General features: G+C 70.1%; 30 protein-coding genes. 14 read left to right on the top strand and 16 right to left on the bottom strand.

Features of this window, described 5'->3' with window-relative positions:
- Positions 1-15: 15 nt before the first annotated feature.
- Positions 16-711 carry a PilZ domain-containing protein gene (locus tag ASE01_RS19820; protein ID WP_056756505.1) on the bottom strand — a complete coding sequence of 232 codons (696 nt, stop codon included), beginning with the start codon at positions 709-711 and terminating at the stop codon, positions 16-18.
- Between the two features lie 73 nt (positions 712-784).
- On the opposite strand from ASE01_RS19820, the gene ASE01_RS19815 reads away from it, so the two are divergent.
- The gene (locus ASE01_RS19815) at positions 785-1,636 is read left to right on the top strand and encodes a hypothetical protein (protein WP_162260322.1); all 852 of its coding nucleotides are present in this window, start codon (positions 785-787) and stop codon (positions 1,634-1,636) included.
- A 6-nt stretch (positions 1,637-1,642) separates the two neighbouring features.
- On the opposite strand, the gene ASE01_RS19810 is transcribed toward ASE01_RS19815, so the two are convergent.
- The gene (locus ASE01_RS19810; RefSeq protein ID WP_157537604.1) at positions 1,643-1,990 is read right to left on the bottom strand and encodes a hypothetical protein; all 348 of its coding nucleotides are present in this window, start codon (positions 1,988-1,990) and stop codon (positions 1,643-1,645) included.
- 53 nt (positions 1,991-2,043) lie between these two features.
- On the opposite strand from ASE01_RS19810, the gene ASE01_RS19805 reads away from it, so the two are divergent.
- Positions 2,044-3,045 (top strand): GNAT family N-acetyltransferase, encoded by a 1,002-nt coding sequence (locus tag ASE01_RS19805; protein WP_162260321.1) that lies wholly within the window; start codon positions 2,044-2,046, stop codon positions 3,043-3,045.
- Here the strand turns inward: ASE01_RS19805 and ASE01_RS19800 are convergent.
- Positions 3,036-3,305, bottom strand: a complete 270-nt coding sequence (locus ASE01_RS19800; protein WP_056756493.1) for a hypothetical protein — start codon at positions 3,303-3,305, stop codon at positions 3,036-3,038. The genes ASE01_RS19805 and ASE01_RS19800 overlap by 10 nt on opposite strands.
- Positions 3,306-3,398: 93 nt before the next feature.
- On the opposite strand from ASE01_RS19800, the gene ASE01_RS19795 reads away from it, so the two are divergent.
- Positions 3,399-3,725, top strand: coding sequence for a hypothetical protein (locus ASE01_RS19795; protein WP_056756490.1), 327 nt, complete (start codon positions 3,399-3,401; stop codon positions 3,723-3,725).
- A 10-nt stretch (positions 3,726-3,735) separates the two neighbouring features.
- Here ASE01_RS19795 and ASE01_RS19790 read toward each other — a convergent pair whose 3' ends face one another.
- Genes ASE01_RS19790 through ASE01_RS19775 form a run of 4 tightly spaced genes read right to left on the bottom strand, consistent with a single transcriptional unit; the run spans position 3,736 to position 7,221 of the window.
- Positions 3,736-4,803 carry an NAD(P)H-dependent flavin oxidoreductase gene (locus tag ASE01_RS19790; protein WP_056756487.1) on the bottom strand — a complete coding sequence of 356 codons (1,068 nt, stop codon included), beginning with the start codon at positions 4,801-4,803 and terminating at the stop codon, positions 3,736-3,738.
- Positions 4,800-5,570: a CoA-transferase subunit beta gene (locus ASE01_RS19785; protein WP_056756484.1), complete on the bottom strand. Its 771-nt coding sequence runs from the start codon at positions 5,568-5,570 to the stop codon at positions 4,800-4,802. The genes ASE01_RS19790 and ASE01_RS19785 overlap by 4 nt, the downstream gene beginning before the upstream one ends.
- On the bottom strand, positions 5,567-6,466 hold the full coding sequence (locus ASE01_RS19780) for a CoA transferase subunit A (RefSeq protein ID WP_235536111.1): 900 nt from the start codon (positions 6,464-6,466) through the stop codon (positions 5,567-5,569). Before ASE01_RS19780 ends, ASE01_RS19785 begins: the two co-directional genes overlap by 4 nt.
- Positions 6,463-7,221, bottom strand: a complete 759-nt coding sequence (locus tag ASE01_RS19775; protein ID WP_056756480.1) for an enoyl-CoA hydratase family protein — start codon at positions 7,219-7,221, stop codon at positions 6,463-6,465. Before ASE01_RS19775 ends, ASE01_RS19780 begins: the two co-directional genes overlap by 4 nt.
- A gap of 40 nt (positions 7,222-7,261) precedes the next feature.
- On the opposite strand from ASE01_RS19775, the gene ASE01_RS19770 reads away from it, so the two are divergent.
- Positions 7,262-8,056 carry an SDR family oxidoreductase gene (locus ASE01_RS19770; RefSeq protein WP_056756478.1) on the top strand — a complete coding sequence of 265 codons (795 nt, stop codon included), beginning with the start codon at positions 7,262-7,264 and terminating at the stop codon, positions 8,054-8,056.
- Positions 8,053-8,934 (top strand): SDR family oxidoreductase, encoded by an 882-nt coding sequence (locus ASE01_RS19765; RefSeq protein WP_056756476.1) that lies wholly within the window; start codon positions 8,053-8,055, stop codon positions 8,932-8,934. Before ASE01_RS19770 ends, ASE01_RS19765 begins: the two co-directional genes overlap by 4 nt.
- Before the next feature lie 103 nt (positions 8,935-9,037).
- Here ASE01_RS19765 and ASE01_RS19760 read toward each other — a convergent pair whose 3' ends face one another.
- Both ASE01_RS19760 and ASE01_RS19755 read right to left on the bottom strand, forming a co-directional pair.
- Entirely contained in the window at positions 9,038-9,973 is a 936-nt protein-coding gene (locus ASE01_RS19760) for a type IV toxin-antitoxin system AbiEi family antitoxin domain-containing protein (protein WP_056756474.1), read from the bottom strand.
- A gap of 178 nt (positions 9,974-10,151) precedes the next feature.
- Positions 10,152-11,315: a steroid 3-ketoacyl-CoA thiolase gene (locus ASE01_RS19755; protein ID WP_056756471.1), complete on the bottom strand. Its 1,164-nt coding sequence runs from the start codon at positions 11,313-11,315 to the stop codon at positions 10,152-10,154.
- Between the two features lie 171 nt (positions 11,316-11,486).
- Between ASE01_RS19755 and ASE01_RS19750 the strand changes: the two genes are divergently transcribed.
- From ASE01_RS19750 to ASE01_RS24565, 5 genes are all read left to right on the top strand, one after another.
- Positions 11,487-12,722 (top strand): cytochrome P450, encoded by a 1,236-nt coding sequence (locus tag ASE01_RS19750; protein ID WP_056756468.1) that lies wholly within the window; start codon positions 11,487-11,489, stop codon positions 12,720-12,722.
- A gap of 84 nt (positions 12,723-12,806) precedes the next feature.
- A complete protein-coding gene (locus ASE01_RS19745; protein WP_056756463.1) occupies positions 12,807-13,484 on the top strand; it encodes a response regulator transcription factor in 678 nt (225 codons plus the stop codon).
- A gap of 1 nt (position 13,485) precedes the next feature.
- A complete protein-coding gene (locus ASE01_RS19740; protein WP_082606245.1) occupies positions 13,486-14,850 on the top strand; it encodes a sensor histidine kinase in 1,365 nt (454 codons plus the stop codon).
- A gap of 110 nt (positions 14,851-14,960) precedes the next feature.
- On the top strand, positions 14,961-15,542 hold the full coding sequence (locus tag ASE01_RS19735) for a PepSY domain-containing protein (protein WP_056756460.1): 582 nt from the start codon (positions 14,961-14,963) through the stop codon (positions 15,540-15,542).
- 109 nt (positions 15,543-15,651) lie between these two features.
- On the top strand, positions 15,652-15,804 hold the full coding sequence (locus ASE01_RS24565) for a hypothetical protein (protein WP_157537602.1): 153 nt from the start codon (positions 15,652-15,654) through the stop codon (positions 15,802-15,804).
- A gap of 6 nt (positions 15,805-15,810) precedes the next feature.
- Here ASE01_RS24565 and ASE01_RS19730 read toward each other — a convergent pair whose 3' ends face one another.
- Genes ASE01_RS19730 through ASE01_RS19705 form a run of 6 tightly spaced genes read right to left on the bottom strand, consistent with a single transcriptional unit; the run spans position 15,811 to position 21,710 of the window.
- Entirely contained in the window at positions 15,811-16,929 is a 1,119-nt protein-coding gene (locus ASE01_RS19730; RefSeq protein ID WP_056756458.1) for a glutamate--cysteine ligase, read from the bottom strand.
- A gap of 28 nt (positions 16,930-16,957) precedes the next feature.
- Positions 16,958-17,725 carry a type I methionyl aminopeptidase gene (map, locus tag ASE01_RS19725; protein WP_056756456.1) on the bottom strand — a complete coding sequence of 256 codons (768 nt, stop codon included), beginning with the start codon at positions 17,723-17,725 and terminating at the stop codon, positions 16,958-16,960.
- A gap of 9 nt (positions 17,726-17,734) precedes the next feature.
- A complete protein-coding gene (locus ASE01_RS19720; protein WP_056756453.1) occupies positions 17,735-18,478 on the bottom strand; it encodes a hypothetical protein in 744 nt (247 codons plus the stop codon).
- A 24-nt stretch (positions 18,479-18,502) separates the two neighbouring features.
- Complete coding sequence (locus ASE01_RS19715; protein WP_056756451.1) at positions 18,503-19,666, bottom strand: thiolase domain-containing protein; 1,164 nt, start codon at positions 19,664-19,666, stop codon at positions 18,503-18,505.
- The gene (locus tag ASE01_RS19710) at positions 19,666-20,733 is read right to left on the bottom strand and encodes a thiolase domain-containing protein (RefSeq protein ID WP_056756450.1); all 1,068 of its coding nucleotides are present in this window, start codon (positions 20,731-20,733) and stop codon (positions 19,666-19,668) included. The genes ASE01_RS19715 and ASE01_RS19710 overlap by 1 nt, the downstream gene beginning before the upstream one ends.
- A 17-nt stretch (positions 20,734-20,750) precedes the next feature.
- Positions 20,751-21,710: a Zn-ribbon domain-containing OB-fold protein gene (locus tag ASE01_RS19705; protein ID WP_056756447.1), complete on the bottom strand. Its 960-nt coding sequence runs from the start codon at positions 21,708-21,710 to the stop codon at positions 20,751-20,753.
- Between the two features lie 80 nt (positions 21,711-21,790).
- Here ASE01_RS19705 and ASE01_RS19700 point away from each other — a divergent pair, with 80 nt between their 5' ends.
- From ASE01_RS19700 to ASE01_RS19685, 4 genes are read left to right on the top strand one after another with little or no spacing between them, the layout of a single operon-like run.
- Positions 21,791-22,834 carry an LLM class F420-dependent oxidoreductase gene (locus ASE01_RS19700; protein ID WP_056756445.1) on the top strand — a complete coding sequence of 348 codons (1,044 nt, stop codon included), beginning with the start codon at positions 21,791-21,793 and terminating at the stop codon, positions 22,832-22,834.
- A gap of 53 nt (positions 22,835-22,887) precedes the next feature.
- On the top strand, positions 22,888-23,274 hold the full coding sequence (locus ASE01_RS19695; RefSeq protein ID WP_056756442.1) for a hypothetical protein: 387 nt from the start codon (positions 22,888-22,890) through the stop codon (positions 23,272-23,274).
- Positions 23,275-23,315: 41 nt separating this feature from the next.
- Positions 23,316-24,914, top strand: coding sequence for a fatty-acid--CoA ligase FadD8 (fadD8, locus tag ASE01_RS19690; protein WP_056756439.1), 1,599 nt, complete (start codon positions 23,316-23,318; stop codon positions 24,912-24,914).
- A gap of 25 nt (positions 24,915-24,939) precedes the next feature.
- Positions 24,940-25,560, top strand: coding sequence for an HAD family hydrolase (locus ASE01_RS19685; protein WP_056756437.1), 621 nt, complete (start codon positions 24,940-24,942; stop codon positions 25,558-25,560).
- Between the two features lie 16 nt (positions 25,561-25,576).
- Here ASE01_RS19685 and ASE01_RS19680 read toward each other — a convergent pair whose 3' ends face one another.
- Positions 25,577-26,389 carry a crotonase/enoyl-CoA hydratase family protein gene (locus tag ASE01_RS19680; protein ID WP_056756432.1) on the bottom strand — a complete coding sequence of 271 codons (813 nt, stop codon included), beginning with the start codon at positions 26,387-26,389 and terminating at the stop codon, positions 25,577-25,579.
- Positions 26,390-26,391 lie beyond the last annotated feature (2 nt).

The following is a 26,391-nucleotide window of genomic DNA, read 5'->3' as shown; positions in this document are numbered from 1 at the left end:
TTCACTGCGGATCACTCATCGCGGACGGCGGCGCCGCCGCTCGGTCTCGAAGACGAGCCGGCGGATGCGGTCGCCGTGGGTCGTCGGATCGACGAAGCTCGCGGCGATGCCGGAACCGCCGCCCGCGAACTGGACGTGGCGCACGATCCGGGCCTGTTGCTCGAGGTTCTCGCCGTCGATGCGGACCGTCGCCGTGACGGCGGCGCCGACCGGAGGCAGCGGCAGACCGGTCGAAGCGAGCAGACCGCCCTCGCTGAGGTCGATCGCGGTGCCGAGGACCTCGTGGGCGCCGGTCTCCTCGCCCACGTCAGGCGTCGGCGGTTCCTGCGGCCAGCTGAGGGCCACGGGGACGGCGAGGCGTGCCCGGAAGTACGCCCGCTGCTGGAGGCGTGAGGGTGGCGCGGAGGGGCGCAGGAGCCAGACCCGGCCGTAGTTCCGGGTTCCGGGACGCGTGCTCACGGTGCACTCCATGCGACCGAGCGGGTAGGTCCAGCTGACGGTCGCGTCGAAGTGGTGCTCGTGGGGGTCCAGGCCCTCCGGACAGGCGACCACGATGGTGGCGGTGCCGTCGCTCTGTGGCTCGGCGTCGAGGACCCTCGTCTCCACCGTGACCGGGGCGCCGTGGGTCGGGCGCAACGTCAGGGTCACCGCCTGGAGCAGGGCGGGGTGGACCGTCTCCGCTGTCGTCTCGACCGGACGCGTCGCCGCCATGCCCCTCCGGTCGGCAGGAGATCGCCGAACCTGAGCGGGCTCGCGCGTCGACCCACCGGTACGCTCCGGGGCCATGACCGATTCCCGGGACGTGTCGGCCCTGCTCGCCCACGGTGGATGGGAGCTGCTCGACCCCCGTCCGACGGCAGCCCAGCACCCGGACACCTTCGCGATGCCGACCGCGGCGGAGCTCGGCGCCCTGGGGCCCGGGAGCATGGTGCGCGCGATGTTCCAGGTCGCCACGATCGCTGACGTGGTGCGCGACGGCCTGACGCCGTACGACGAGGCAGGCCACCCCCGCCTCGTCGCGCAGGTGGAGAGGATGTGGGCCATCGTGCTGGAGGTAGAGGGCGACACGGTCGAATGCGCTCTGGACAACCTCCCGTTCGGCACCCACACCCGCCTCCTGCCCAACGACCGGCTGCGGATTCCGCTGTCCCACCTGATCGCCACCGGTGCGCGGGTCGACCGCTTCGATGACTACCTGGCGTTCCTCGCGAAGTGGGAGGCCGATCCCGACAATCCGGGAGTGGACCCGTCGTCTGCGATGGATCGCCTCGCCCCGCCGCGCCTGCGCAGCGACCAGCAGGAGGTGTGCGACCGGGTCGGTGCGCGCCCGGAGCCGCCGTGGCCGATGGGCAGCGGACTGCTGGCCAAGAACCTCACCCCACAGTCCCTCCTCGTCTACGGCGCCCGGTTCCCCGCTGACGCGTCGCGCCGGGACACCGGGTGGGTCGTGTTCGCCGAGAACGACGACTTCGAGGAGGTCAGCAGGACGGTCGGTTTCACGGTCGCCACGCTCCAGGACATGTACCGGGCGCATCCCGCCATCTGGCCCTACGTCGCGCTCCCGACCGGCTGGGGCTTCACGCTCGCCGCGGGTACCGAGCACGACGTGTACCCGGTCGAGATCAGCGAGGACTGACGGCTCTCACAGGACCGTCCACCACAGGCCGACCAGGCAGGGCACCAGGCCCAGCAGGAGCCACGGCGAGAGCCATCGGCGGCCATTGAGGAGCAGGGTGGCGGCGATGCCGCCGGTCATGAACGCCGACGCGATGACGTTGAGCCCGATCCGGGCATCGAGGCGGTCGGGGTCGACGTGGTCGGCGGCGATCACCAAGCCGGCGGCCAGGTGCAGGACCGTGGTGATGGCCAGCACCGAGATCACCCGTCGCTGGACCCGCTGCAGTCGCTCGAGGTCGCGCGGATCCGGAGCCTTGCGTGGGGCGTTGGGATCCATCAGGTGCCGTCGGCGCGGAGCCGGTTGCTGCGTCACCGACCAAGAATATCGAGTGGCATCGCGCGCCCCGACATCGCATGCTGCTGAGCATGGAGTTGCATCCCTTCGGCCCCGACGACGTGGCCGCCCTCGAGACCTGGTCCGCCGTGACGAACGCCGTGTCGGCCGCCGATGCCCCCTGGAACCGTCGTCAGACGCCCGCCCTGGGCGCGGGTCGGTTCCGCCACGGCTGGGACGAGGAGCCGGACACGCCGTACCTCGCGGTGGTCGAGGGGCGAGCGGTCGGCTGGTGCGCGATCGGCACCAGCGAGTACGACAACCTCGACCTCGCCTGGCTGCGTGTCGAGGTCCTGCCGCACGAGCGTCGCAAGGGACACGGCACTGCGATGATCGAGCAGCTGCTGAGCGAGGTGGCGCGGCTGGGGCGCACGAGTGTGGGCTGCGAGGCGTGGGAGTCGGCGGCTGCGGACGCCTTCGCCTCACGTCACGGGTTCGAGCGCAAGCTCTCCTCGATCAACCGACGCCAGGTCCTCGCCGATGTCGACTGGCCGAGGTTGGACGAGAGGTACGACGCGGCGCTGCCGTTCGCGCGTGACTACGTCCTGGAGCGGTGGCCGGTGCCCACGCCCGAGGAGCGGCTGGACGCGCTCGCCGAGATGGCCTCGGCGATCAACGACGCGCCGATCGGGGACCTCGACTACGAGGACGAGGTCTTCGACGCGACCCGGATGCGTGCCTACGAGACCGCGATGGCTGGCCGGGGCGAGCAGATCCATCGCATCGTCGCGCGGCACCGCCCGAGCGACGACCTCGCTGCACAGACCGTGGTGACCACGACCAGCGCGGACCCGACCTGGGGCGACCAGCACGACACGTCGGTGGTGCGGGCCCACCGGGGGCACCGGCTGGGCCTGCTGCTCAAGGTCGAGATGCTGCGCTGGCTGCGCGAGGCGGCGCCGGACCTGACGACCATCGACACGTGGAACGCGGAGTCCAACGACCACATGATCGGCGTCAACGAGGTGCTGGGCTACCAGGTCCTCGGACGCGAGTGGGCCTACCAGCGATCGCTGGGCGACGCTCAGGAGTAGCGGTGCGACTTGGCGGAGTGCCCGCGCTCGCGGGTGCAGGTGCGCCCGCTCATGTTGCGGTGACCGCACAGCTCCTCGGTCGCGGCGTCCTCGCCGGCGGCGTCGGGGGTTGCGACCGGCTTGGTCGCCTTCTTCGGCGCCGCGGCGGCCTTCGGCGTCGGGGCGTTCCTCGCCGCGCCGGCGGCGGGCTTGCTCGACCGGGCCTGGGCCTCGGCGTACCTGGCCTCGCGCATCGCGCGCACTGCGTCCATCTTGCTCATCGGTGCCTCACGTGACGAACAGTAGGGGAGGGGTCCGACACCGCGGGCACCGCGTCGGTAGGCTCGCTGGTCCGACGAGGCCAGGAGGCTGACATGGTGGCGAGCCGTTCCGCTCGGGAGCGCAAGGCAGGTGCGCAGGCAGGTCCCCTGGCGCGGGTGCGCATCGAGGTCGACCAGCAGGAGCAGTTCGTCTACAAGATCACCTGCACCGAGTGCACCACCACGACGTCGAAGGGCGAGCGACCGTGGTCGGCCTACCGCCCCGGTGACGACAACGGCTTCATGGCGACCATGGACCGTTGGACCTTCCACCTCCGCGAGCGGCACCCCGCCAGCGAGGCTCCCTGCCTCGAGTTCATCGCCGAGGCCGAGCAGCGCCTCCAGGAGCGCCGCGCCCAGCAGGGGAGTCCCCGGGACTGAGCTCCGGGGGTCAGAGGACGTACGACGCAGCGCGACGCAGCTCGTCAGCGGCGCTGGTCACGACGCGCTCGATCAGCTCCTCGCAGGTCGGCAGGTCCTCGATCACGCCGACGACCTGACCGCTGGCGAGAACGCCCGCCGAGGTGTCGCCCTCGACGAGACCGGCCCGCAGCATGGTCGGGGTGTTGGCGGCGAGCGCCATCTGGCCGAGGGTGCGGCCCTGCGCCTTCTTCATGGCGCGCCCGTCCTTGAGCAGCTGGCTCCAGGACATGCCGGAGGTCTTCTTGAACTCCAGCGTCCGGCGCGCGGTCGGGCCGAGGCGACGCACGGTCGAGGTCTCCTCGAGGGACTCGACCAGCTCGGTGCGCAGCATCCGGTGGGGCATGCCGTCGACCTTGGCGGTGACCACCGTGTCGGTGAGGCCACGCTCCAGGTAGAGCTGCTTGACCGCGTCCGGCACTGCGGAGTCCTTGGTCAGCAGGAACCTCGTGCCCATGCCGACCCCGGCGGCGCCGTACGACAGCGCGGCGGCCAGGCCCCGGCCGTCGTAGAAGCCACCAGCGGCGATGACCGGGATGTCGACCGCGTCCAGCACCGTGGGCAGGAGCAGGGTCGTGGGGATCGGTCCGGTGTGCCCGCCGCCCTCGCCGCCCTGGACCATGACGGCGTCGGCGCCCCAGGCCGCCACCTTCTTCGCGTGCTTCGCAGCGCCGATGGACGGCATCACGACGATGCCGTGCTCCTTGAGCCTGGAGATCAGCTCGGGCTTGGGTGCGAGCGCGAACGAGGCGACCTTCACGCCGTACTCGATGAGCAGCTGGCAGCGTGCCGCCGCGTCACCGGCATCGGCACGGAGGTTCACGCCGAAGGGCTTGTCGGTGCGTCCCTTGACCTCGACGATCGCCTTCTCGAGCTCCTCGAAGGTCATCGTCGCGGAGGCCAGGATGCCGAGACCGCCGGCGTCGGCCGTGCCGGCGACCAGACGGGGTCCGGAGACCCAGCCCATGCCGGTCTGCACGATCGGGTGCGGGACCCCGACCAGGTCGGTGAACGGAGTGCGGATCTGCTGCTCGATCACCGGGCTGCCTCCGGCTCCGGCACCTCGCGGAAGCGCAGGCCCTTGGGGTCGAGCACCTCGCGGATGATGACGAGCTCCTCGAGGGACGGCTCACGCGTGGTCGGTACGTCAGTCGGGATCTCGAGGACGAAACCGGTCGCCTCGACGATCTCCTCGACCCTCACGCCCGGGTGCACGGAGAGCAGTCGGACGGTGTCACCCGCGCCCTTGACGTCGAACACACCCAGGTTGGTGACGATCCGGTGGATGTCGTTGTACTTCGAGGCACCCGGGCCGGCGGCCCGGGCACGAGCGGGCCCGACGCCGGAGACGATGTCGACGTTCTCCACGAACACCCGGGTGTTGTGCTTCGGCACCCAGTACGACGTCCGGTTGTTCACGGTGTTGCCCGGCGCGCCGCGTGAGCCGAGCAGCTGGCGCTTCGGCTGGGCGAAGTCACCGATCGCGGAGATGTTCTGGTTGCCCTGACGGTCGACCTGGGTCGCGCCCATCATCACGTGGCGCTTGCCGTACGCGACGACGTCGAAGACGCGGCGGAACGGGATCCAGCCCTCGACGACGTCGGCCTTGGCGAACAGCGGGGGCGTCCCGCCGAGGAAGACCGACTCGCCGTCGGAGATCACCAGGTCGGGGTTGGACGTGAGCCGGGCGAGCCGGACCCCGAGCATCGGCAGCATGCCCATGGGCGAGGCGAAGATCTCGCCGTCGTCCTTGAAGGCGTCGGCGATCGCAGCGGCGCAGACGTCTGCGCGCGAGAACTCGGTCACTTGCTTGCCTCCTGCTCGGCACGGAACTCCGCGACGGCGGCCTGGTAGGCGGCCTCGTCACCGGAGAGGAATCGCTGCTCGAAGGCGGCCCAGTCCTCGTCGGACCCGCCTGCTGCGGCGGCGTACGCCTTCTGGAACTTCTCGTCGCGCTCGTAGTCCGGGGTGCAGACCGTGAAGTGCGCGCCGTTCGGCGTCTCGACGACGCCGTCGACCATCATCCGGCTGATCAGCAGGCGCTGGACCGGGGTGTCGACCGTGAGGCCGGCCGTGTCGACGATCTGCTCGACCGAGACGAACGCCTTGTCGGCGGCCTGCACGAAGAGGTCGTCGAAGTACGGGTCCGGGCCGAGGTAGGTCGCATTGCCGTGGACGTCGGCGCGGTTCAGGTGCACCAGGGCGACGTCGAGCCTGAGCGCCGGGACGGCGGTGAGCTCTTCGAAGTCGCCGTTCTCGTCGGCGTACGGCGACGTGACGGTCGTGATCCACGCGTTGTTGACGAGTACGTCGGAGCCGAGCCCGGCGCGCATCGGCAGGAACGGCAGGCGCTGGGCAGCGGCGTACAGGCCGGTCTGGAACATACCCTCGTCGAGCTCGACGATCTCGGGGATCGTGCCCTCCTGGCGCGCCTTCTGGAAGTTGGGCTCCAGCGGGATCGAGTCCAGCGAGACGAAGGCGTAGACGAGCTTGCGGATCTTGCCGGCGCGAGCCAGCAGGCCGACGTCGGCGCCGCCCCAGCTCACGATGGTGAGGTCCTTGAGGTCGGAGCGGAGGATCGCGCGGACCAGGGCCATCGGCTTGCGCCGCGGACCCCATCCACCGATGCCGATCGTCATCCCGTCGGAGAGTTGGGCGACGACCTCGTCGATCGTCAGCTGCTTGTCGCGGGGCTTGGTCACTTCTTGCCTGCCTTGTCAGTGCCCGCGAAGTCGTCGCGGAGCTCGTCGGACACACCGGCGAGGTTGAGCTCGAAGGTGAACCCCTGCTCGAACCGGTAGCTCTTGTTCACGTCGACCGGCTCGATCCCGTTCAGCGCCTCCTTGGCGGCGCGGATCACCCGGGTGTCCTTGTCGGCGATGGCGGCGGCCACCTCGAGCGCAACCGCGTCGAGCTCGGCGCGCGGGGCGAGCCGGTAGACCGACCCGAGGCGGTGCAGGTCGACGGCGGAGATCGTCGCGGCGGTGAAGTACAGCGCGCGCATCATCTGTTGGGGGACCATCCGGGCCATGTGGGTCGCGGCGCCGAGCGCGCCCTGCTTGACCTCGGGGACGCCGAAGTACGCGTCGTCGCTGGCCACCACGATGTCAGCGTTGCCGACCAGGCCGACGCCGCCACCGACGCAGAAGCCGTTGACCGCGGCGATGACGGGGACCGAGCACTCGTAGACCGCCTTGAAGGCAGCGAAGCAGCCCTTGTTGGCACCGATCAGGGCGTCGAAGCCCGTCGTGTTCTGCATCTCCTTGATGTCGACGCCGGCGTTGAAGCCCTTGCCCTCAGCGCGCAGGACCACGACCTTCGTCGCCTGGTCGGCGCTGGCCTCGTCGAGGGCCGTCGCGACGTCGAACCATCCCTGGACGGTGAGGGCGTTGACCGGGGGAGCGCTCATCGTGATGACGCGGATGCCGTCGTCCCGGAGCTCGCTGGTGATGGGCATGACGGCACCCTACCAAGCATTTGCTTGGTATGGTGCGGGCATGTCACTGACACTGGACCTGACCGACCGGGTCGCCCTCGTCACCGGAGGGGCCCGCGGGATCGGTCGCGGGATCACCGAGGTGCTCCTCGACGCCGGCGCGAGCGTCGTGACCTGCGGTCGTTCGGAGGCGACGCCGCCGGAGGGCGCCACCCACCTCACCTGCGACGTCCGTGACGCCGAGGCGGTCGACGCGCTCGTGGCCGCCATCGTGGCCGACCACGGACGGCTCGACGTCGTGGTCAACAACGCCGGCGGGGCGCCGTACGCGCTGGCGGCGGAGGCGTCGCCCCGCTTCCACGACAAGATCATCGGCCTCAACCTGATGTCGTCGTTGCTCGTCAGCCAGGCCGCCAACCGCGTCATGCAGGGGCAGGGTGGCGGGGGATCGATCATCAACATCTCCTCCGTGTCGGCGCTGCGCCCCTCGCCGGGGACCGCCGCCTACGGCGCCGCGAAGGCCGGCGTGGACTCACTGACCACGTCCCTGGCCCAGGAGTGGGGGCCGCGGGTCCGGGTCAACGCGGTCGACGTCGGCCTCGTCCGCACCGCCGACACCGCCGACCACTACGGCGGCGACGCGACCGTCGCGGCCATCGAGCGCACCATCCCGGCCGGCCGGATGGCCGACGTCGCCGAGATCGGGCGGGTCGTCGCCTTCCTGGCCAGCGACCTGGCGTCGTACGTCTCCGGTGCCCAGGTCGCCTGTCACGGCGGCGGCGAGCAGCCGGTCTTCCTTCACATCGCCCAGAACGCAGCCCAGAACGCACAGATCGAGCAAGGAGAATCGTCATGAGCAGGTTGTTGGAGGGCCGGGTCGCGATCGTGACCGGCGCCGGCCGGGGCATCGGTCGGGCGCATGCCCTGGAGCTGGCCCGCCACGGGGCGAAGGTCGTCGTCAACGACTTCGGTGTGTCGATCGCGGGGGAGGGCACCGACGAGTCGCCCGCCCACCAGGTCGTCGCCGAGATCGAGGCACTCGGCGGTTCCGCCGTCGTCAACGGCGCCGACGTCGCGGACTTCGCCGCCGCGGAGGCGATGGTCCAGCAGGCGATCACGACCTTCGGTGGGCTCGACATCCTGGTCAACAACGCCGGCTTCGTGCGTGACCGGATGCTCGTCAACACCTCCGAGGAGGAGTGGGACGCCGTCGTCCGGGTCCACCTCAAGGGCCACTTCGCGCCGCTGCGTCACGCCGGTGCGTACTGGCGGGCCGAGGCCAAGGAGGGCCGCCAACGCGTCGCGCGCGTCATCAACACCTCCTCCGGCGCGGGCCTCCAGGGCTCGGTCGGCCAGGCGACGTACTCCGCCGCCAAGGCCGGGATCGCTGGCCTCACCCTCGTCGCCGCGCAGGAGATGGGCAGGTACGGCGTCACCGTCAACGCGATCGCCCCCGTCGCGCGGACCCGGATGACCGAGGGCGCCTTCGACACCTCCGCCATGGCCCTGCCCGAGGACAACTCCCCGATCGTCGCCTGGCTCGCCTCCGAGGAGTCCGCCGACGTCACCGGCCGCGTCATCGAGATCGACGGCTCGGTGATCACCGTCGAGAACGGCTGGTCGCACGGCCCGTCCCGCGACGCCGGCTCCCGCTGGGACGCCGCCGCCGTCGGTGGTGCCCTGCGTGACCTCCTCGCCGACGCTCCTGCTCCGGAGCCGGTCTACGGCGCCTGAGGCGGTGGCAGTTTCACCGCTTAGGCGGTGAAACTGCCTCTGGGCACATGAAACTCCGTGTGCCCAGAGGCAGTTTCCTGCGCCCAGTCAGCGGCCGCGCAGCTCAGGCGGCCATCTGGAAGGCCCGCAGGATCCGCTCCGCCGTGGTCCTCGGGCGAGCCAGGTCCGCCCAGATGAGCCGGATCAGGGTCCAGCCGGTCAGCTCCCGCAGCAGGTCCTCGCGCGCCTTCTCCCGCATCACCATCTCCTCGATGCTCTCGCCGGGCCGGCGCAACCGGTGGTACTTGACCGCGCCGTCCACCTCCAGCAGTGTCCGGCGCTCCGGCCATGCGAAGTCGACCCGACCGCCGAGGCGACCGTCCGGCCGGAAGACCTCGAACTGGGACACCGGCCGTGGGATGCGCTGGTCCATGAACAACAGCCGCGCCCTGGTCTCCGCGACCGACTCGGCCAGCCCGTCCGCCAGACGCAACACGATCTGGAGCGCCAGTGTGTTGGGCCAACTGGTCATCCGCTCGAAGGTCTGTTGCAACAGTTCCGGGGTGGTCAGCCCCTGGTTCAGGTACCAGTCGAGTACGGCAACCGCAGGATCGCGGGGTGCGAGGCTCGCCGTGTCGAGTGCTGTTCGGGTCGGGGCCGTGCGCCAACCCACGTCGTCGCGGGTGATGTCGTCTGCGATGCAGACGCCGTGATGGTGGATCACCTTCGCAGCTCGCCGGCCCCCGACGCCGTCGAGGTGGGTCAGGTGGGCCGAGGTCAGGTCGAGGCCCCAGTCCGGGCCGGCGTACTCGAGATGGCCACTGGTGTGCGACAACGCGACGCCATCGCCGTACTGCTGACGAACGGCTGTGCTGAGGAGACGGTGGCGGCCGCCTGGATCGGCCTGTTCCCAGACGTTGCGGAGCGAGTAGGCGCCCTGGCGGAGCCGAATCAGTCGTCCGCCTCGGACGGCTCGGGCAATGTCCTTGTCCTCGCAACCGGACGCAATCACATCGCGACGAAGGAGGATGCCGTTGTCGTCGGCGAGCCATTCGATCATGGGAGGAGGCTGCCCCAATCGGGCTCAACGCGCAGCCGAGCCGCCCGTCACCTGTGGACAACCGTGTCGCGGTCGGTCGAATGCCCCTGACTGGGCGCACGAATCTCCCTCTGGGCGCATGAAATTCCGTGTGCCCAGCGGCAGTTTCACCGCCTAAGCGGTGAAACTGCCACCCACCTCAGATCCGCTCGATGATCGTCCCGGTCGCCATCGCCCCACCAGCACACATGGAGATCAGGGCGGTCGAGGCGTCACGACGCTCCAGCTCGTGCAGGGCGGTGGTGATCAGGCGGACGCCGGTGGCGCCGACGGGGTGGCCGAGGGCGATGGCACCGCCGTTGACGTTGACCTTGTCCATGTCGACGCGGTGCACCTGCGCCCACGACAGGACGACGGAGGCGAAGGCCTCGTTCACCTCGAAGATGTCGAAGTCACTGATTGCCATGCCGGTGCGGTCGAGCAGGCGCTGGGTGGCGTCGACGGGGCCGTCGAGGTGGAAGTACGGGTCGGAGCCGACCAGGCACTGGGACACGATCCGGGCCCGCGGCGTGAGGCCCAGGGCCCGGGCCTTCGACTCGTCCATGATCAGCAGCGCAGCAGCGCCGTCGGAGATCTGCGAGGAGGTGCCGGCGGTGTGGAGGCCGTCCTCGATGACGTTCCTGAGTCCGGCGAGGCCCTCGGCGGTGGTGTCGCGCAGGCCCTGGTCGGTGTCGACGAGCCGGGTCTCGCCGGTGGGCTGGCCGTCGTCACCGAGGACCGGCGCCTCGATGGCGGCGATCTCGCGCTTGAACCGGCCCTCGTCGACCGCGGTGCGCGCCTTCGTCTGCGACGCGAGGCCGAGCACCTCGAGGTCGGCGCGGCTCAGGCCGCGGTGGCGGGCGATGCGGTCGGCGGCCTCGAACTGGTTGGGCATGTCGATGGACCAGTCGGCGGGACGGGGGTCGCCCATCCCGGCCGGGACGTTGGCACCAAGCGGGATGCGCGACATCATCTCGACGCCGCAGGCGATGCCGACGTCGATGGTGCCGGCGGCGACCATGTCGTTGACCAGGTGGGTGGCCTGCTGGCCCGAGCCGCACTGGGCGTCCAGCGCGGTCCCGGCGGTGGCGATCGGCAGTCCGGCGTAGAGCCAGGCACGGCGTACGGCGTCGTTCGACTGCTCACCCGCCTGGGTCACGCAGCCGCCGATGACCTGCTCGACGAGGGCGGGGTCGACGCCGGCCCGGCGCAGGACCTCGGCCTGGACGAACCCGAGGGTCTGGGCGGGATGGAGGCCGGCCAGCCAGCCCTTCCGCTTGCCGAGAGGAGTGCGGACGGCTTCGACGATGACGGGGGTACCCATGGCCGCAGAATAGCACCGAACTAGAACACGTTCTCGTTCGATTCCGGTGGCTCGAAGAATCGCCGAACGAAACCCTTTCGTAATCACGCGATGCTTTGTACTGTGGCTCTAGAACGTGTTCCACCCCCATGGACGGATCTCCCGGATCCGCTGCAGTGAAAGGTTCGCCGCGTGACCGAGCTCCTCCTTCCCGAGGGATGGGATCCCACCAATCCCGACATCAACGCTGTCGCCCTGCCGCACGACGAGTTCAGGTCGCTGCGGGCGAACGAGCCGATCCGCTGGATCGAGCAGCCCCCGCACGCGCGGGCAGGCTTCCTCGACACCGGCTACTGGGCCTGCACCCGGCACCAGGAGGTCCGCGAGATCTCCAAGGACAACGAGAACTGGTCCACCGCCGAGAACGGCGTGATCATCCGGTTCGCCGAGGACATGACGCGCGACCAGGTCGAGGTCCAGCGCGCGATGCTGATCCACCACGACCCGCCGGACCACACCAAGATGCGCGGCATCGTGTCCCGCGGCTTCACGCCTCGTGCGATCGCGGGCCTCAAGGAGAACCTGCGCGACCGCGCCTACGAGATCGTCCAGGAGTCCGTGGACCGCGGCACCGGCGACTTCGTCGAGGACCTCGCTGCCGAGCTCCCGCTGCAGGCCATCGCCGACTTCCTCGGCGTGCCGCAGGAGGACCGCAAGAAGATCTTCGAGTGGTCCAACTCGATGATGGGCTACGACGACCCGGACAACACCTCCGACCCGGCCACCGCGTCGATGGAGCTCCTCGTCTACTTCGACGCCCTCGCCAACGAGCGTCGCGCCAATCCGCAGGACGACATCGTCACCAAGCTGGTGAGTGTCGGCAAGGACGACGACCACGGCTCGCTGACCAACGACGAGTTCGGGTTCTTCGTCATCCTGCTGGCCGTGGCCGGCAACGAGACCACCCGCAACGCGATCAGTCACGGCATGCACGCGTTCTTCCAGCACCCCGACCAGTGGGAGCTGTGGAAGAAGGACCGCCCCGACACGATGATCGACGAGATCATCCGCTGGTCGACGCCGGTCACGGTCTTCCAGCGCACGGCCAAGAACGACGTCGTCGTCGCGGGCCAGGAGGTCAAGAAGGGCGCCCGGGTCGGCATCTTCTACGCCTCGGCCAACTTCGACGAGACGGTCTTCGACGACCCGTTCACCTTCGACATCACCCGCGAGAAGAACCCGCACGTCGCGTTCGGTGGCCACGGTGCGCACTACTGCATCGGCGCCAACCTGGCCCGCATGGAGATCAAGCTGATCTTCGACGCACTCGCCGACCTCGCGCCGGACATCCAGCTGGCCGAGGAGCCGAAGCGCCTGCGCTCCGGCTGGCTCAACGCCATCAAGGAGATGCAGGTCAAGTACGCCTGAGGCTTCAGCACAGGTTCAGGGTGGTTCCACGACAATGGGGCCGCCCTGAACTGTTTTTCTCCCCGCGGTGCTGCTGGAGGTCCCATGCGTGTCCTGGTCGTCGACGACGAGCGACGTCTTGCCCGATCCCTCAAGGTCGGGCTGGAGGCGGAGGGATTCGCGGTCGATGTCGCCAACGACGGCACCGACGGGCTCTGGCTGGCGCGCGAGAACGTGTACGACGCGATCGTGCTCGACCTGATGCTGCCGGGCATCAACGGCTACAAGGTCTGCGAGACGTTGCGCTCGGAGGAGGACTGGACGCCGATCCTCATGCTGACCGCCAAGGACGGCGAGTGGGACCAGGTCGAGGGCCTGGACACCGGCGCCGACGACTACCTCACCAAGCCCTTCTCCTTCCCCGTCCTCGTGGCCCGGTTGCGGGCCGTGGCGCGCCGGGGAGCCCGGGAGCGGCCGACGTCGCTCGAGATCGGCGACCTGCGCATCGACGTGGCCGCCCGCCGCGTCCACCGGGGAGCGACCGAGATCAGCCTCACCGCCCGCGAGTTCGCCGTGCTGGCGTTCCTCGCCCGGCACAAGGGTGATGTCGTCTCCAAGCGCCAGATCCTCGAAGCGGTGTGGGACGGCGACTTCGAGGGGGACCCCAACATCGTCGAGGTCTACGTCCGCCACCTGCGCAACAAGGTGGACCGCCCCTTCGACAGGGATGCGATCCAGACCCTGCGCGGCGCCGGTTATCGGCTCGCGAGTGACGGAGGCTGAGATGCGCTGGAACCGTACGTCGGTCCGGACCCGGACCACGCTTGCTGCGGTCGTCGTCGTGGCGCTCGCGCTCCTGGTGGGCGGCGCGGTGCTGGTGATGACCGTCCGGTCCTCGCTGCAGGACGGTGCGGAGAACACCGCTGAGAACCGTGCCGACGACCTGGCCGCCCAGGTGGCCTCCAGTGGTGTTCCGGTGCCCGTCGACCGGGACGACGGTGACCGGGATGGTGACGGCGACGGTGATCGGGATGGCGACGGCGACGACACCGAGCCGGAAGACGTCGTCTGGCAGGTCGTCGACGGATCCGGCAACGTCCTGGGATCCTCCCAGGCCCTCGACCGCCCTCTTCGGTTGGACGACGGCGAGGTCGTGTCGCTGCCCGGTGGCGAGCACGACTACGTGCTGTCCACGGCCGACGTCGGAGACGGATCGGTCGTGGTCGTGGCCGTCTCCCTCGAGGACGTCGACGAGGCCACCTCGGCGCTCGCGACCCCGTTGCTCGTCGGCCTGCCCCTGCTGCTGCTCGTGGTGGGCGGCACCACCTGGCTGGTCGCCTCGCGGGCCCTGCGCCCGGTGGAGCAGATCCGCCGCGAGGTCGACCAGATCACCGGATCCCGGCTGGAACGCCGGGTTCCCGAGCCCGAGGCCAACGACGAGATCGGTCGGCTCGCGCGCACCATGAACCGGATGCTGGAGCGCCTGCAGGACTCACGCGACCGGCAGCAACAGTTCGTGGCCGATGCCTCCCACGAGCTCAGGTCGCCGCTGGCGAGCGTCCGTCAGGCCGCTGAGGTCGCCGTGGCGCACCCGGGCGCCATGGACGAGGGCGAGCTGGCCGACACGGTCCTGGAGGAGACGATCCGGATGCAGGCGCTGGTCGACCAGCTGCTCGTCCTCACCCGGGCGTCCGACGGCAGCGCGCAGGCGCCGCGGGAGGACGTCGACGTCGACGACCTCGTCCTGATCGAGGTACGCCGGGCGCGGCGTACCGACCTCGAGGTGGACGCCTCCGGCGTGGCAGCCGGCCGGGTGCAGGGCGACGTGGTTGCCCTGGGCCAGGTCGTGCGCAACCTGGTCGACAATGCCTCCCGTCACGCCACCGCGACCGTTGCGGTGTCCGTCACGGAGACGGCGGGCGAGGTCGTCCTCGTGGTCGAGGACGACGGCCCGGGCATCGCCCCCGCCGACCGCGAGCGGGTCTTCGAGCGTTTCGTCCGACTCGATGATGCGCGCGCCCGGGACGTCGGTGGCAGTGGTCTCGGACTGGCCATCGTGCGCGAGGTCGTGCGTGCCCACGGTGGCACCGTCGCAGCAGAGGCCTCGACCCTCGGTGGAGCCCGCTTCGTCGTACGACTGCGCCGCTGACCAGACGTTCCTGAAGATCCCTTCAGGCGCCTTCAGGTTGGCTTCAGCGACCTCCCGGCAGTCTTCTCTCATCAGGACGAAGAGCCCTGGCCCCACCGAGAGGAACTCCCATGAACACCACCGTGCTCCGCAAGAAGAAGGTCGTCCTTCCCGCCATCGCTGCGGTCGCCGTGCTCGCCGTCGGCGGCACCGTCTGGGCCGCATCGGCCGACGACGTCACCGGTGACGAGCGTGACCGGGTGGCCGCAGCCGCCACGTCCGCCGCAGGAGGTGGCGAGGCCGTCGACGTCGAGACCAGTGACGACGCCGGCGAGGCGTACGACGTCGAGGTCCGCCTGGCCGACGGCTCCGAGGTCGACGTGACGCTCGACGAGAACCTCGACGTCGTGACCACCGACCGGGACGACGACCGCAACGACCGGGACGACCGCAACGACCGGGATGACGACCGGGACGACCGCAACGACAGCGACGACCGGGACGCCGATGACCGGGTCCTGACCGACGCTGAACGCACCTCGGCCGAGAAGGCCGCGCTGGCCGAGGTCCCGGGCAGCACGGTCGTCGACGTGGACGCCAGTGACGACCGCGGTGTCGCCTACGAGGTCGAGGTCCGTGACGCCCAGGGCCTCGAGTGGGACATCGACCTCGATGCCTCGTTCGTCGTGGTCGGGAAGTACGCCGACCGCTGATCAACCCGCACCTGCTCGACGGCCCGTCTCCCGCGTGGAGGCGGGCCGTTGCGCGTCAGCGTGCAGTAGCGTTGGGCCCCTCAAGCAGGCTGAATCGAAGGAGGTCGCAGTGAGCGACGCCAATGCAGAGCAGTTCCAGGGTTTCTCGGACAACCACTACCAGCACGGGATGCACACGCTGGCGTGGATCTCCCTGTGGACGATCATCGTGCTCGGTGTCGGTGCGGGACTCTTCGGGTTCTTCTACGGCCTCAGCCAGTAGTCGGCCTCACCGGGCGTTGCGTCCGTCGTCGAGATTGGTGCGTGCCACCAGGTCGTCGACCACGGCCACCAGGCTCCCGCTGCGCTCGAAGGCCGCTCGTTGCCGGACGGCGCCACCCTCTGTCAGCACCCGGTTGATCCCGTCGGACACCAGGTCGACGTCGCCGTAGGACTCCAGCGTCTCGCGCAGGGTGGCGAGCAGCAGCTCCAGCACCTCCCGGGCGGGCCGGAGGTCACCGGAGGCCGGGTCGAGCAGCTTGCCGGCCACGCCGTACCTCGCCGCTCTCCACCTCGCCGCCCCCACCAGCTCGGCTCGCCACCGGGCCGATGAGTCTGCGTCCTCGGTCGACGCCGCGCAGTGGTGGACCAGCGCCCGCGTGATCGCCGCGACCAGTACGGCGTCGTCGGGATCGGTGCACACGTCGGCGATGCGTACCTCGACGGTCGGGAAGCGACGCGCCAACCGGGCGTCGTAGTAGAGCATGCCCTCGTCCCGCGCGGCGCCGGACGCGACGAGCGCGCGGCCGACCCGACGATAGGTGTCGAGATCGCCGAAGCGCTCGGTCGGCCCCGCGCTCGGCCACTGGCCCCACGCCTGGGCGCGCCAGGAGGCGTGGCGAGTGTCCCGATCGTGGTGGAACGGCGAGTTCGCGCTGATGGCCAGGAGGACTGCCAGCCAGGGGCGGAGACCGTCGATCACCCGGACGCCCTCCTCGGCCGAGGCAATCGAGACGTGGACATGCATCCCACAGGTGCCGCCCGGCCGGGCGAGCTCGCCGTAGGAGTCGACCATGTCGAGGTAGCGGTCGTCGCGGGTGGTCCGCGGACCGAGGTCACCGAGCGGGATCGCGCCGACGGCGGCGGTCAGCAGACCTGCCCCGGCAGCGGCCTCGGCGGCGGTCCGTCGTCCGCGGAGCAGGTCCTCGCGGAGGTCTCCGAGGTCGGTGGTCGGTGAGGTCCGGGTCTCGAGTTGGTGGCGGTAGAGCTCGTGCTCGAGGTCGCCTGCCCCGCCCAGGTGGTGCTCGGCGGCGTACTTGAGGACCTGCTGGGAGCTCGGGGACGCCTCCCGGGTCTCGGGGTCGACGAGGAGGAGCTCCTCTTCGACGCCGACCGTCCTGTGCGTCATGGCGGGGTGGTACCCGCCGTCGAGAGCGTCAGTCGCGGGCGGTGAGCACCAGCGGGCCGTCGATCGTGATGGCCACCGTGTGCTCCGCGTGCGCGCCGCGCGAGCCGTCCGCGCTCCGGATGGTCCAGCCGTCCGGGTCGAACACGATCTCGTCGGTCGTGTGCAGGAACCACGGCTCGATGGCGATCACCAGGCCGGGACGCAGCTTGAGGCCGCGACCGGCGCGGCCGTCGTTGGCGACGTGCGGCTCGCCGTGCATCGTGCGGCCGACACCGTGGCCGCCGAACTGCAGGTTCACCTTGAGGTCGGCCTCGTGGGCGACCGCACCGATGGCAGCGGAGATGTCGCCGAGCCGGCCGCCGGGCTTCGCGGCCGCGATGCCGGCGGCAAGGGCCTTCTCGGTGACCCCGATCAGGCGCAGGTCCGCCTCGCGCGGCGTGCCGACGACGACCGAGAGGGCCGAGTCGGAGACCCAGCCGTCGACGGAGGCCGCGAAGTCGACGGACAGCAGGTCGCCGTCCTGCAGCGTGTAGTCGAACGGAAGGCCGTGCAGCACCGCGTCGTTGACCGACGTGCACAGGACCTTGCCGAACGGGCTGGCGCCGAACGACGGGTGGTAGTCGATGTAGCAGGACTCCGCGCCGGCATCCTTGATCATGCGATGGGCGAGCTCGTCGAGCTCGAGCAGGTTCACGCCGACGGCGGCCTTCTCCGAGAGGGCCGTGATGACGGACGCGACGAAGCGGCCCGCGGGCCGCATCTGCTCGATCTGGGTGGGGGTACGGAGCTCGATCACGGTCCCAGCCTACGGCGCCGGGTCGGCGGTCCGTGAGTTGGCGGAGCGGACGTCCACCACGACCGCGCTGTGGCTCGAGGCGTCGTCCGCGTCGAAGGCCAGGCCCTCGAGGTCCTCGCCGTACACGGTGACCGTGCCGGTGATGGTGCTGGACTCACCCGCGCCCAACGTCGTCTCCCCGTCCAGGCTCGGGTCCTGCCAGGCACCTGCGATGACGGCCTTGACCTTGATGCTGTCGAGGTAGAGCGTGCTCGAGCCGTTGTAGCGGGCCGTGAACACGAACGTGCAGCTGCGGGAGCCGCTCTCGCTCGCCGATGCGCTCGGCGCGCACTCGGCGGAGGTGACGGTCACCGTCAGGTCACCGTCGTCGGTGTCGAACTCCTCGCCGATCTCGGCACTGGGATCGGGCGGCTCGACGAAGTCGAGGAGGTCACCGAGGTAGCGGAAGGTGAGGAAGCCGACCACTGACGACACGACCAGCGCGACGCAGGACAGACCAGCACCCCAGCCCGCCATCGCTGTTCCGCGCCCGATCGTGCGGCCACGCCTGATGCCGAACCCGGCGAACACCAGACCGGGCAGGGCCAACATGATGCCGAGCAGGTTGACGATCGGGATCGGGGACAGCACGAGTGCCGAGATGCCGAGCACCAACCCCGTCACCGCCAGACCGTTGCCCGGCGGCGGCGGACCCGCCGGCCCGCCGTACGGCGTCGGCGGGGCAGGCGGGTAGGGGCCCGAGAAGTCGCTCACGAAACGACCCTAGGGCGCTCTGGCCTAGTTCGTCGGCTTCTCGGCGCCGACGACCCACATGGCGAAGAACTGGGAGCCGCCGCCGTAGGCGTGGCCCAGTGCCCGTCGTACACCGTCGACCTGGTGCTCGCCCGCCGCGCCCCGCACCTGGAGCGCTGCCTCGCCGAAGCGCAGCATCCCGGAGGCTCCGATCGGGTTGGAGGACAGCACGCCGCCGGAGCAGTTGACCGGGATCCGGCCCGTCATCGCGGTCTCCCCGGCCTCGGTCAGCTTCCAACCCTCGCCCGGAGCAGCGAACCCGAGGTTCTCCAGCCACATCGGCTCGAACCAGGAGAAGGGCACGTAGATCTCGGCTGCGTCGATCTCCTCGATCGGGTTGATGATCCCGGCCTGCTTCCACAGTGCCGCCGCGGCGTCGCGACCGGCCTGCGGGTTGACCTGGTCGCGCTCGGCGGCCGTGGTGGCCTCCGACCGCATCACCGTGCCGTGGATCCAGGCCGGGTTCGGCGACGACTTGGCGGTGTCCTCGTCGACGATGACCAGCGCGCAGGCGCCGTCGCTCGAGGGGCACGTCTCGTCGTACCGGATCGGGTCCCACAGCATCTGCGACGCCATCACCGACTCGACGGTCGTGCCCTCGTTGTGGAGGTGCGCGTACGGGTTCTTCAGCGCGTTGTTGCGGTCCTTGGCGGCGACGATCGCACCGATGTGGGTCGGCGCGCCGGATCGGCGGATGTAGGAGCGCACGTGCGGCGCGAAGTAGCCGCCGGCGCCGGCGTGGACAGGCATGTTGAACGGCAGCGGCACCGAGAGTGCCCACATCGCGTTGGACTCGGACTGCTTCTCGTAGGCCACGGTCAGCACCCGCTTGTGGACGCCTGCCTGGACCAGCGACGACGCGACGATGGCGGTGGAACCGCCGACGGAGCCCGCGGTGTGGACGCGCAGGAGCGGCTTGCCCGCCGCGCCGAGCGCCTCGGCGAGGAACAGTTCGGGCATCATGACGCCCTCGAACAGGTCCGGCGCCTTGCCGACGACGATCGCGTCGATGTCGTCGAGCGTCATGTTGGCGTCGAGGAGCGCACGGTCGATGGCCTCGCGGCACAGACCTGCCATCGAGACGTCCTCGCGCTTCGCGCGGTGGTGCGTCTGCCCGATGCCGATGATTGCTGCAGGCTGCTTGCCCATCAGTTGTTCTTCCCTTCGATCGACCCGGACAGCGTGCAGACGAGGTTCTGCTGCAGGGCGGGGCCACTGGTCGCGTGGGCGAGCGTCTTGTCGGCCTGGCCCGACCAGATCCGCGTCGCGGCCTCGCCGACGCGGATGCCGCCGCCCGAGAACATCGGGTTGCTGGCCAGCGCGCCGCCGGACGGGTTGATGAGGACGTCGTCGCCGAGTCCGAGCTCCTTGCGCAGGATGAGCTCCTGGTGGCTGAACGGCGCGTGCAGCTCGGCCACCTCGACTCCGCCGAGGTCGAGCGCGGCACCGGCCCGCTGGGCCGACGGCGACCGGGTCAGGTCGCGCACGCCCATGCCCATCGGGTCGACGTAGTGCGAGATCCCGGTGAGCCAGGCGGGCCGTTCGCGGACCTCGCGGGCCTTGTCGCCAGCGGCCAGCACGAGGGCTGCCACGCCGTCGGTGACGGGGGAGCAGTCGTGCTTGCGCAGCGGGTCGGCGTACATCGGGCGCGCGAGCAGCTCGTCGACCGAGGAGCCGCCCTTGCGGATGGCGTACTCGTTCTTCTCGGCGTCGGTGAGCGAGCGGTTCGCGACCTCGGCCATGGCGCGCTCGTCCCAGACGCCGGCGTCGATGCCCGCGCGGGCCTGGAGGCCGGCGAGGGACACGGTGTCGGGCCACAGCGGCGTCATCGTGTAGGGGTCGAGCTGGAGCGCGAGGGTACGGCGCAGGACGCCGGCCGAGCTCTTGCCGAACGCGTAGACGAGGGCGGTGTCGACCTCGCCCGTCTGGATCTTGATCCACGCCTCGTACATGGCCCACGCGAGGTCCATCTCCACGTGCGACTCGTTCACGGGCGGGATGACGCCGATCGCGTCGACCGCCTGGACGAACGAGAACGAACGTCCGGCGAGGTAGTCGGAGGAGCCGGAGCACCAGAACCCGACGTCCCTGCGGGTCCAGCCGGTCTGCTCGTAGAGCTCCTTGAAGACCGGAACGAGGAGCTCGACACAGGTCGGGGACCCGTCGAACTCTGGCATCTGTCGCTGGGCGAACCCGACGACGGCGACGTCACGCATCTGTTCTGTATCCCGTCTCAGAGGTGTTGCTTGTAGGTGTCGAATTCGGCGTCCGGATCACCGGTCGGCGCGAAGTGGTCGATGTTCTCCAGGGAGTACGCCCACTCGTCCTTGGGCTTCCAGACCGCCTTGACGCGCATGCCCATCCGCACCTCGTCGGCGGGCACGCCGAGGATGAGGTGCAGGACCGCGATGTCGGCGCCGTCGAGGAGGACGTAGGCCGAGACGTAGGGCGGGGTGATCTTCTGGCCGAGGAAGGGCACGTTGACGATGCAGAACGTCGTGATGGTGCCGGTCTGCGAGAGCTCGACCTCTTCCTCGGTCGGCGTCCCGTCGGTGGGGCAGGCACTCCGCGGCGGGACGTAGACCTTGAGGCAGGTGGGGCAGCGCTGGCCCATGATCCGGCCCTCGTTGAGGCCGCGGTAGAACAGCGACTCCTCGGGGGAGGCCGCGTAGTTGTAGTCGAGGGAGACCGTCGTGACGACGCCGGTGACCGGCGCTTCGGACGTCGCAGCCGGGGCGGTGACCTCGGCCTCGCCGGGCGCCAGCGGCTCGAAACCCGCGATGTCGTTGATGTGGCCGACCCGGTCCGTGGCCCACCGCACGCGGACCCGCATGCCCGTGGTGACCTCCGCAGGCGAGGCGACGTCGAGAGCGTGCAGGAGGGGTACGTCGGCGCCGTCGAGGGTGACGAGGGCGTAGGCGAACGGTCGGTCGAACGGCTGACCCTTCACCGGCTCGGGGACCCAGGTCCACGACGTGACCGTGCCGACGGAGGAGACCTCCACGAACTCGGTGGTTGCCTCGTGGGTGACGGGGTCGAACTCGAGCGGCGGGACGACGACCTGACCGGCCGAGGTCCGTCCGCCGACGACCACCCCGTCGCGCAGTCCGGTGAGGAATCGGCCGACCACGGGGCCGGTCGATCGCGTGTAGTCGAAGGCGACCGTCACGGGCGCCTGGAGGGTGCGGCTCATGGGCGAAAGTGAAACATGTTCTGCCCAAAAGTGAAACATGTTCTAGAAATGCGGCGCGCCGTCAGGGCATGATTCGAGCCATGAAACTGGGACTGCAGCTGGGTTACTGGGGCGCGCAGCCTCCGCAGGGTGTCGGCGAGCTCGTCGCCGCGGCCGAGGAGTCGGGGTTCGACGCGATCTTCACGGCCGAGGCGTGGGGGAGCGACGCGTTCACCCCGCTGGCCTGGTGGGGTCGGGAGACCAGCCGGGTCCGGCTCGGAACCTCGATCGTGCAGATGTCGGGCCGCACGCCGACCTCGATCGCCATGCACGCGCTGACGCTCGACCATCTCACCGGTGGTCGGGTCATCCTGGGCATGGGAGTGAGCGGCCCGCAGGTCGTCGAGGGCTGGTACGGCCAGCCGTTCTCGAAGCCGCTGGCGCGGACGCGTGAGGTCGTCGAGATCATCCGCAAGGTGCTGGCCCGCGAGGAGCCGGTCATCAACGCCGGTCCGCACCACCCGCTGCCCTACAACGGCCCGGGTGCGGTGCACCTGGGCAAGCCGCTCAAGCCGATCGTGCATCCCCTGCGGTCCGACCTGCCGATCTGGCTGGGCGCGGAGGGTCCGAAGAACGTCGCGCAGACCGCGGAGATCGCCGACGGCTGGATCCCGATCTTCTACACGCCGAAGAGCGCCGCGATGTACCAGCCGTGGCTCGACGAGGGGTTCGCCCGGGAGGGCGCGCGTCGTACCCGCGCCGACTTCGAGATCTCCGCGACCTGCCACCTCCAGATCGTGGAGAACGCCGAGCAGAAGCAGGCCGTCCTCGACGGGATGAAGCCTGTGGTGGCGCTCTACATGGGCGGCATGGGTGCCAAGGAGCAGAACTTCCACACCCAGGTCTTCACGCGGATGGGGTACGGCGACCTGGCCGACCAGGTGCAGGACCTGTACCTCGCGGGGGACAAGGACAAGGCGACCGCGCTCATCCCGGACGAGCTCGTCGACGACATGCACATCATCGGCACGCCCGGTGAGGTCAAGGAGCGGGTGGCGCAGTGGGAGGAGACCGGCGTGACGACCCTGCTGCTCTCCGCGCGCAGTGCCGCCGAGATCCGGCAGGTCGCCGAGCTGCTCACCTGATCGTCATCCCGTGGCGCTGGTCGTTGTCGGCGCCGCGGGCTAGCGTTCGGGCCATGAGGCGGGAGCCGCACGAGAACGTCGCCACGGTGCTGGTCGATCCTGCCCTGCTCCGTGACCTCGAGCTGGAGCTGATGGAGCTGGACCTGTGGGTCTGGCCGGTCCGCACGGCGCCGATCTGCGTCGACGGACCGCGTACGGCGTTCCAGGTCCGCCGGCGTCTGCTCGAGGCGCAGCGCGGGGCGTGGGACGGTGCTGCGGGATGGATCCCGGTCTGGATCAGCTTCGGCGAGCGGTGGTGGTCCGGGGCGGACCCGCTGCCCTGGTCGGCCCACCGTGCCCTGTGGGACGTGCTCGACACGCACGCGGAGCAGGTCCGATTCCATCGTCGACTCGGCGGCGTACGGCCCCTGATGGCGCCGGTCGAGCGCCACGCCGGGTGAGATCTCTTGTCCAGAGTTAGAACACGTTCTACTCTGCGACTGTGACCGACCAGCTCCGGACCCCTGCCCACAACGGCCACCTGATGGTCGCGGCGCTCAAGCGCCACGCCGACCGTCCGATCGTCCATCTGGGCGAGGTGACCCTGACCGGCCGGGAGACCGCGGACCGGATCTCCCAGTACATCCAGGCATTCGAGGCGCTCGGCGCCGGTCGGGGAACGCCCGGTGCGCTCCTCGCGCTCAACCGGCCCGAGGTGCTGTTCATCCTCGGAGCCGGACAGACCCAGGGCTTCCAGCGGACGTCCCTGCACCCGCTCGGCTCGGCCGACGACCACGCCTACGTCATCAACGACGCGGGCATCACCACGCTCGTGATCGACCCCTACTTCGTCGAGCGTGCCGTCGAACTGCTCGGCAAGTGCCCGGGTCTCAAGCAGGTGCTGACCATCGGCCCCGTTCCGGAGCAGCTCGCCGACGTCGGCACCGACCTGACCGAGGTCGCAGCGACCTTCGAGCCGAAGCCGGTCCAGGCGGCGATCCTCGAGCCCGACCACATCACCTCGATCACCTACACCGGTGGCACCACCGGCAAGCCCAAGGGCGTGATCGGCAACGTGCGCGCGTTCTCGACCATGGCGCAGATCCAGATGGCCGAGTGGGAGTGGCCCGACGAGCCGCGCTTCCTGATGTGCACCCCGCTCTCGCACGCCGGCGCGGCCTTCTTCGTCCCGGTCGTACTCAAGGGCGGCACCCTGTTCGTGTCGTCGCGCTTCGACCCGGCCGACGTGCTGAAGACCATCGAGGAGAAGAAGATCAACTCCCTGATGCTCGTGCCGACGATGCTCTACGCGCTGATGGACCACCCGGACTCGCACACCCGCGACCTGTCCTCCCTCGAGACCGTCTACTACGGCGCGTCGGCGATCAACCCGGTGCGCCTCAAGGAGGCGATCGAGAGGTTCGGCCCGATCTTCGCGCAGTACTATGGGCAGTCCGAGGCGCCGATGGTGATCAGCTACTTCCCCAAGGGCGACCACGTCGACGCCGACGGCAAGCCCATCGAGTCCCGGCTGACGTCGTGCGGCCGCCCGTCGGCGTACCTCCGCACCGCGCTGCTCGGTGAGGACGGCAACCCGGTGCCCCAGGGCGAGCCGGGAGAGATCTGCGTCGCGGGACCGCTGCTCTCCGCGGGCTACTGGCAGCTGCCCGAGGCGACGGCCGAGACCTTCCGTGACGGCTGGATGCACACCGGCGACGTGGCGCGCGAGGACGAGAACGGCCTCTGGTACATCGTCGACCGCACCAAGGACATGATCGTGACGGGTGGGTTCAACGTCTTCCCCCGCGAGGTCGAGGACGTCATCGCCGAGCACCCGGCGATTGCCCAGGTCGGCGTCATCGGGACCCCGCACGAGAAGTTCGGCGAGGCAGTGACCGCGGTCGTCGTGCTGCGTGACGGCCACGAGCTGACCGAGGAGGTCATCGCGGAGATCAAGGACGCCGTCAAGCAGCGCAAGGGTGCCGTGCAGGCACCCAAGGACGTGTTCGCGGTCGACGCGCTCCCCTTGACCGGACTCGGGAAGCCGGACAAGAAGGCATTGCGCGCGAAGTACTGGACCGGAGACCGCTCAGTCGGCTGACCCGCGCGCGGCCTAGGGTGGCGTCGTGGCGCAACTCGTCGTCGGATTCGATCTCGACCTCACCCTCATCGACACCGCGCCGGGCTTCCGGCAGGTGCTGGAGGCGCTCGGCGCCGAGCTCGGCGTGGAGTTCCCCGTCGCGGAGATGACCGCGCGTCTCGGGCCGCCGCTGGACATGCTGCTCGCGCCGTACCTGCCGCCCGAGCAGATCCCGGCGGCGGGGGACCGGTTCCGCGCGCTGTACCCCGAGCACGCCATCACGAGCGTGCCGGTCCTGCCCGGTGCGCACGAGGCGATCGCCGCCGTACGACGCCACGGTGGCCGGGTGGTCGTGGTGACCGGCAAGTTCCCCGACAACGCCCGCCTTCACCTCGAGCACACGGGCCTCGACGTGGACGTGCTCGAGGGCTGGGTGTGGGGCGTGGGCAAGGCTGACGCGCTGCGTCGCGAAGGCGCGTCGCTCTACGTCGGTGACCACGTCCACGACGTCGAGGGTGCGCTCGCAGCCGAGGTCGTCAGCGTCTCGGTGCTGACCGGTGGTTGCACTGAGGAGGAGCTGCGCGCGGCCGGCACGCACGCAGTCCTGGCGAGCCTGGAGGACTTCTCGGAGTGGCTCGACCGCCACGTGGTGGCGGCCCGCTCCTGACTCGGGCGGCCTGGGGCTACCGGCCCTTGAACTGCGGCGCCCGCTTCTCCATGAACGCGCGCGGACCCTCCTTGGCGTCCTCCGAGGAGAACACCGCGGCGCCGACCTTCGCGTCCTCGGCCCAGCAGTCCTCCTCGTGCTTGCCCTCGGAGTCGCGCATCGTCTTGAGGATCGCCTGGACGGCGAGCGGCCCGTTGGCGGCGATCAGGTCCGCGATCTCGTGCGCCTTCGCAAGCGCCTCGCCGTCGGGGACGACGTGTCCGATGAGACCCAGCTCCTTGGCCTCGGGGGCGAGCAGGGTCCTGCCCGTGAGCAGCAGCTCGGCGGCGACGGTGTACGGGATCTGGCGGGGGAGCCGCACGGCGGACCCGCCCATCGGGTAGAGGCTCCAGCGCGCCTCGGCGACGCCGAACTTGGCCGACTCACCCGCGACGCGGATGTCGGTGCCCTGCAGGATCTCGGTGCCGCCGGCGATCGCGGGGCCCTCGACGGCTGCGATGAGCGGCTTGGTGAGCCGGAAGCCCTTGAGCAGGCCCTTGATGACGGTGGGGTCGTACTCGCCCGACTCGAAGCTCTCCGACGGTGGCTTCTCGTTGGCCTTCTGCAGGTCCATGCCTGCGCAGAAGTAGCCACCCGCACCGGTCAGGATGCACACCCGGATCTCGGGATCGGAGTTCACCCGGTCCCAGGCGTCCTCCATGATCCGCAGCATCTCGGAGGAGAGCGCATTGCGGCGCTCGGGCCGGTTCATGGTGACGATCAGCTTGTGGCCGTCCTGCTCGACGAGGCAGTCGGGAGTGGTGCGGACGGGCGTGTCAGTGGAGGACATGC

This window comes from Nocardioides sp. Root190 (assembly GCF_001428565.1).
Classification (GTDB): Bacteria; Actinomycetota; Actinomycetes; order Propionibacteriales; family Nocardioidaceae; genus Nocardioides.
Note: the sequence above shows the minus strand (reverse complement) of the source record. Positions and strands in the feature narration are given on the sequence as shown.

Coding starts and splice junctions, on each gene's coding strand:
- ASE01_RS19820 (WP_056756505.1), bottom strand. CDS start 711: ATGGCGGCGACGCGTCCGGTCGAGACGACAGCGGAGACGGTCCACCCC.
- ASE01_RS19815 (WP_162260322.1), top strand. CDS start 785: ATGACCGATTCCCGGGACGTGTCGGCCCTGCTCGCCCACGGTGGATGG.
- ASE01_RS19805 (WP_162260321.1), top strand. CDS start 2,044: ATGGAGTTGCATCCCTTCGGCCCCGACGACGTGGCCGCCCTCGAGACC.
- ASE01_RS19800 (WP_056756493.1), bottom strand. CDS start 3,305: ATGAGCAAGATGGACGCAGTGCGCGCGATGCGCGAGGCCAGGTACGCC.
- ASE01_RS19795 (WP_056756490.1), top strand. CDS start 3,399: ATGGTGGCGAGCCGTTCCGCTCGGGAGCGCAAGGCAGGTGCGCAGGCA.
- ASE01_RS19775 (WP_056756480.1), bottom strand. CDS start 7,221: ATGCCCATCACCAGCGAGCTCCGGGACGACGGCATCCGCGTCATCACG.
- ASE01_RS19770 (WP_056756478.1), top strand. CDS start 7,262: ATGTCACTGACACTGGACCTGACCGACCGGGTCGCCCTCGTCACCGGA.
- ASE01_RS19765 (WP_056756476.1), top strand. CDS start 8,053: ATGAGCAGGTTGTTGGAGGGCCGGGTCGCGATCGTGACCGGCGCCGGC.
- ASE01_RS19760 (WP_056756474.1), bottom strand. CDS start 9,973: ATGATCGAATGGCTCGCCGACGACAACGGCATCCTCCTTCGTCGCGAT.
- ASE01_RS19755 (WP_056756471.1), bottom strand. CDS start 11,315: ATGGGTACCCCCGTCATCGTCGAAGCCGTCCGCACTCCTCTCGGCAAG.
- ASE01_RS19745 (WP_056756463.1), top strand. CDS start 12,807: ATGCGTGTCCTGGTCGTCGACGACGAGCGACGTCTTGCCCGATCCCTC.
- ASE01_RS19740 (WP_082606245.1), top strand. CDS start 13,486: ATGCGCTGGAACCGTACGTCGGTCCGGACCCGGACCACGCTTGCTGCG.
- ASE01_RS19735 (WP_056756460.1), top strand. CDS start 14,961: ATGAACACCACCGTGCTCCGCAAGAAGAAGGTCGTCCTTCCCGCCATC.
- ASE01_RS19730 (WP_056756458.1), bottom strand. CDS start 16,929: ATGACGCACAGGACGGTCGGCGTCGAAGAGGAGCTCCTCCTCGTCGAC.
- ASE01_RS19715 (WP_056756451.1), bottom strand. CDS start 19,666: ATGGGCAAGCAGCCTGCAGCAATCATCGGCATCGGGCAGACGCACCAC.
- ASE01_RS19710 (WP_056756450.1), bottom strand. CDS start 20,733: ATGCGTGACGTCGCCGTCGTCGGGTTCGCCCAGCGACAGATGCCAGAG.
- ASE01_RS19705 (WP_056756447.1), bottom strand. CDS start 21,710: ATGAGCCGCACCCTCCAGGCGCCCGTGACGGTCGCCTTCGACTACACG.
- ASE01_RS19700 (WP_056756445.1), top strand. CDS start 21,791: ATGAAACTGGGACTGCAGCTGGGTTACTGGGGCGCGCAGCCTCCGCAG.
- ASE01_RS19695 (WP_056756442.1), top strand. CDS start 22,888: ATGAGGCGGGAGCCGCACGAGAACGTCGCCACGGTGCTGGTCGATCCT.
- ASE01_RS19680 (WP_056756432.1), bottom strand. CDS start 26,389: ATGTCCTCCACTGACACGCCCGTCCGCACCACTCCCGACTGCCTCGTC.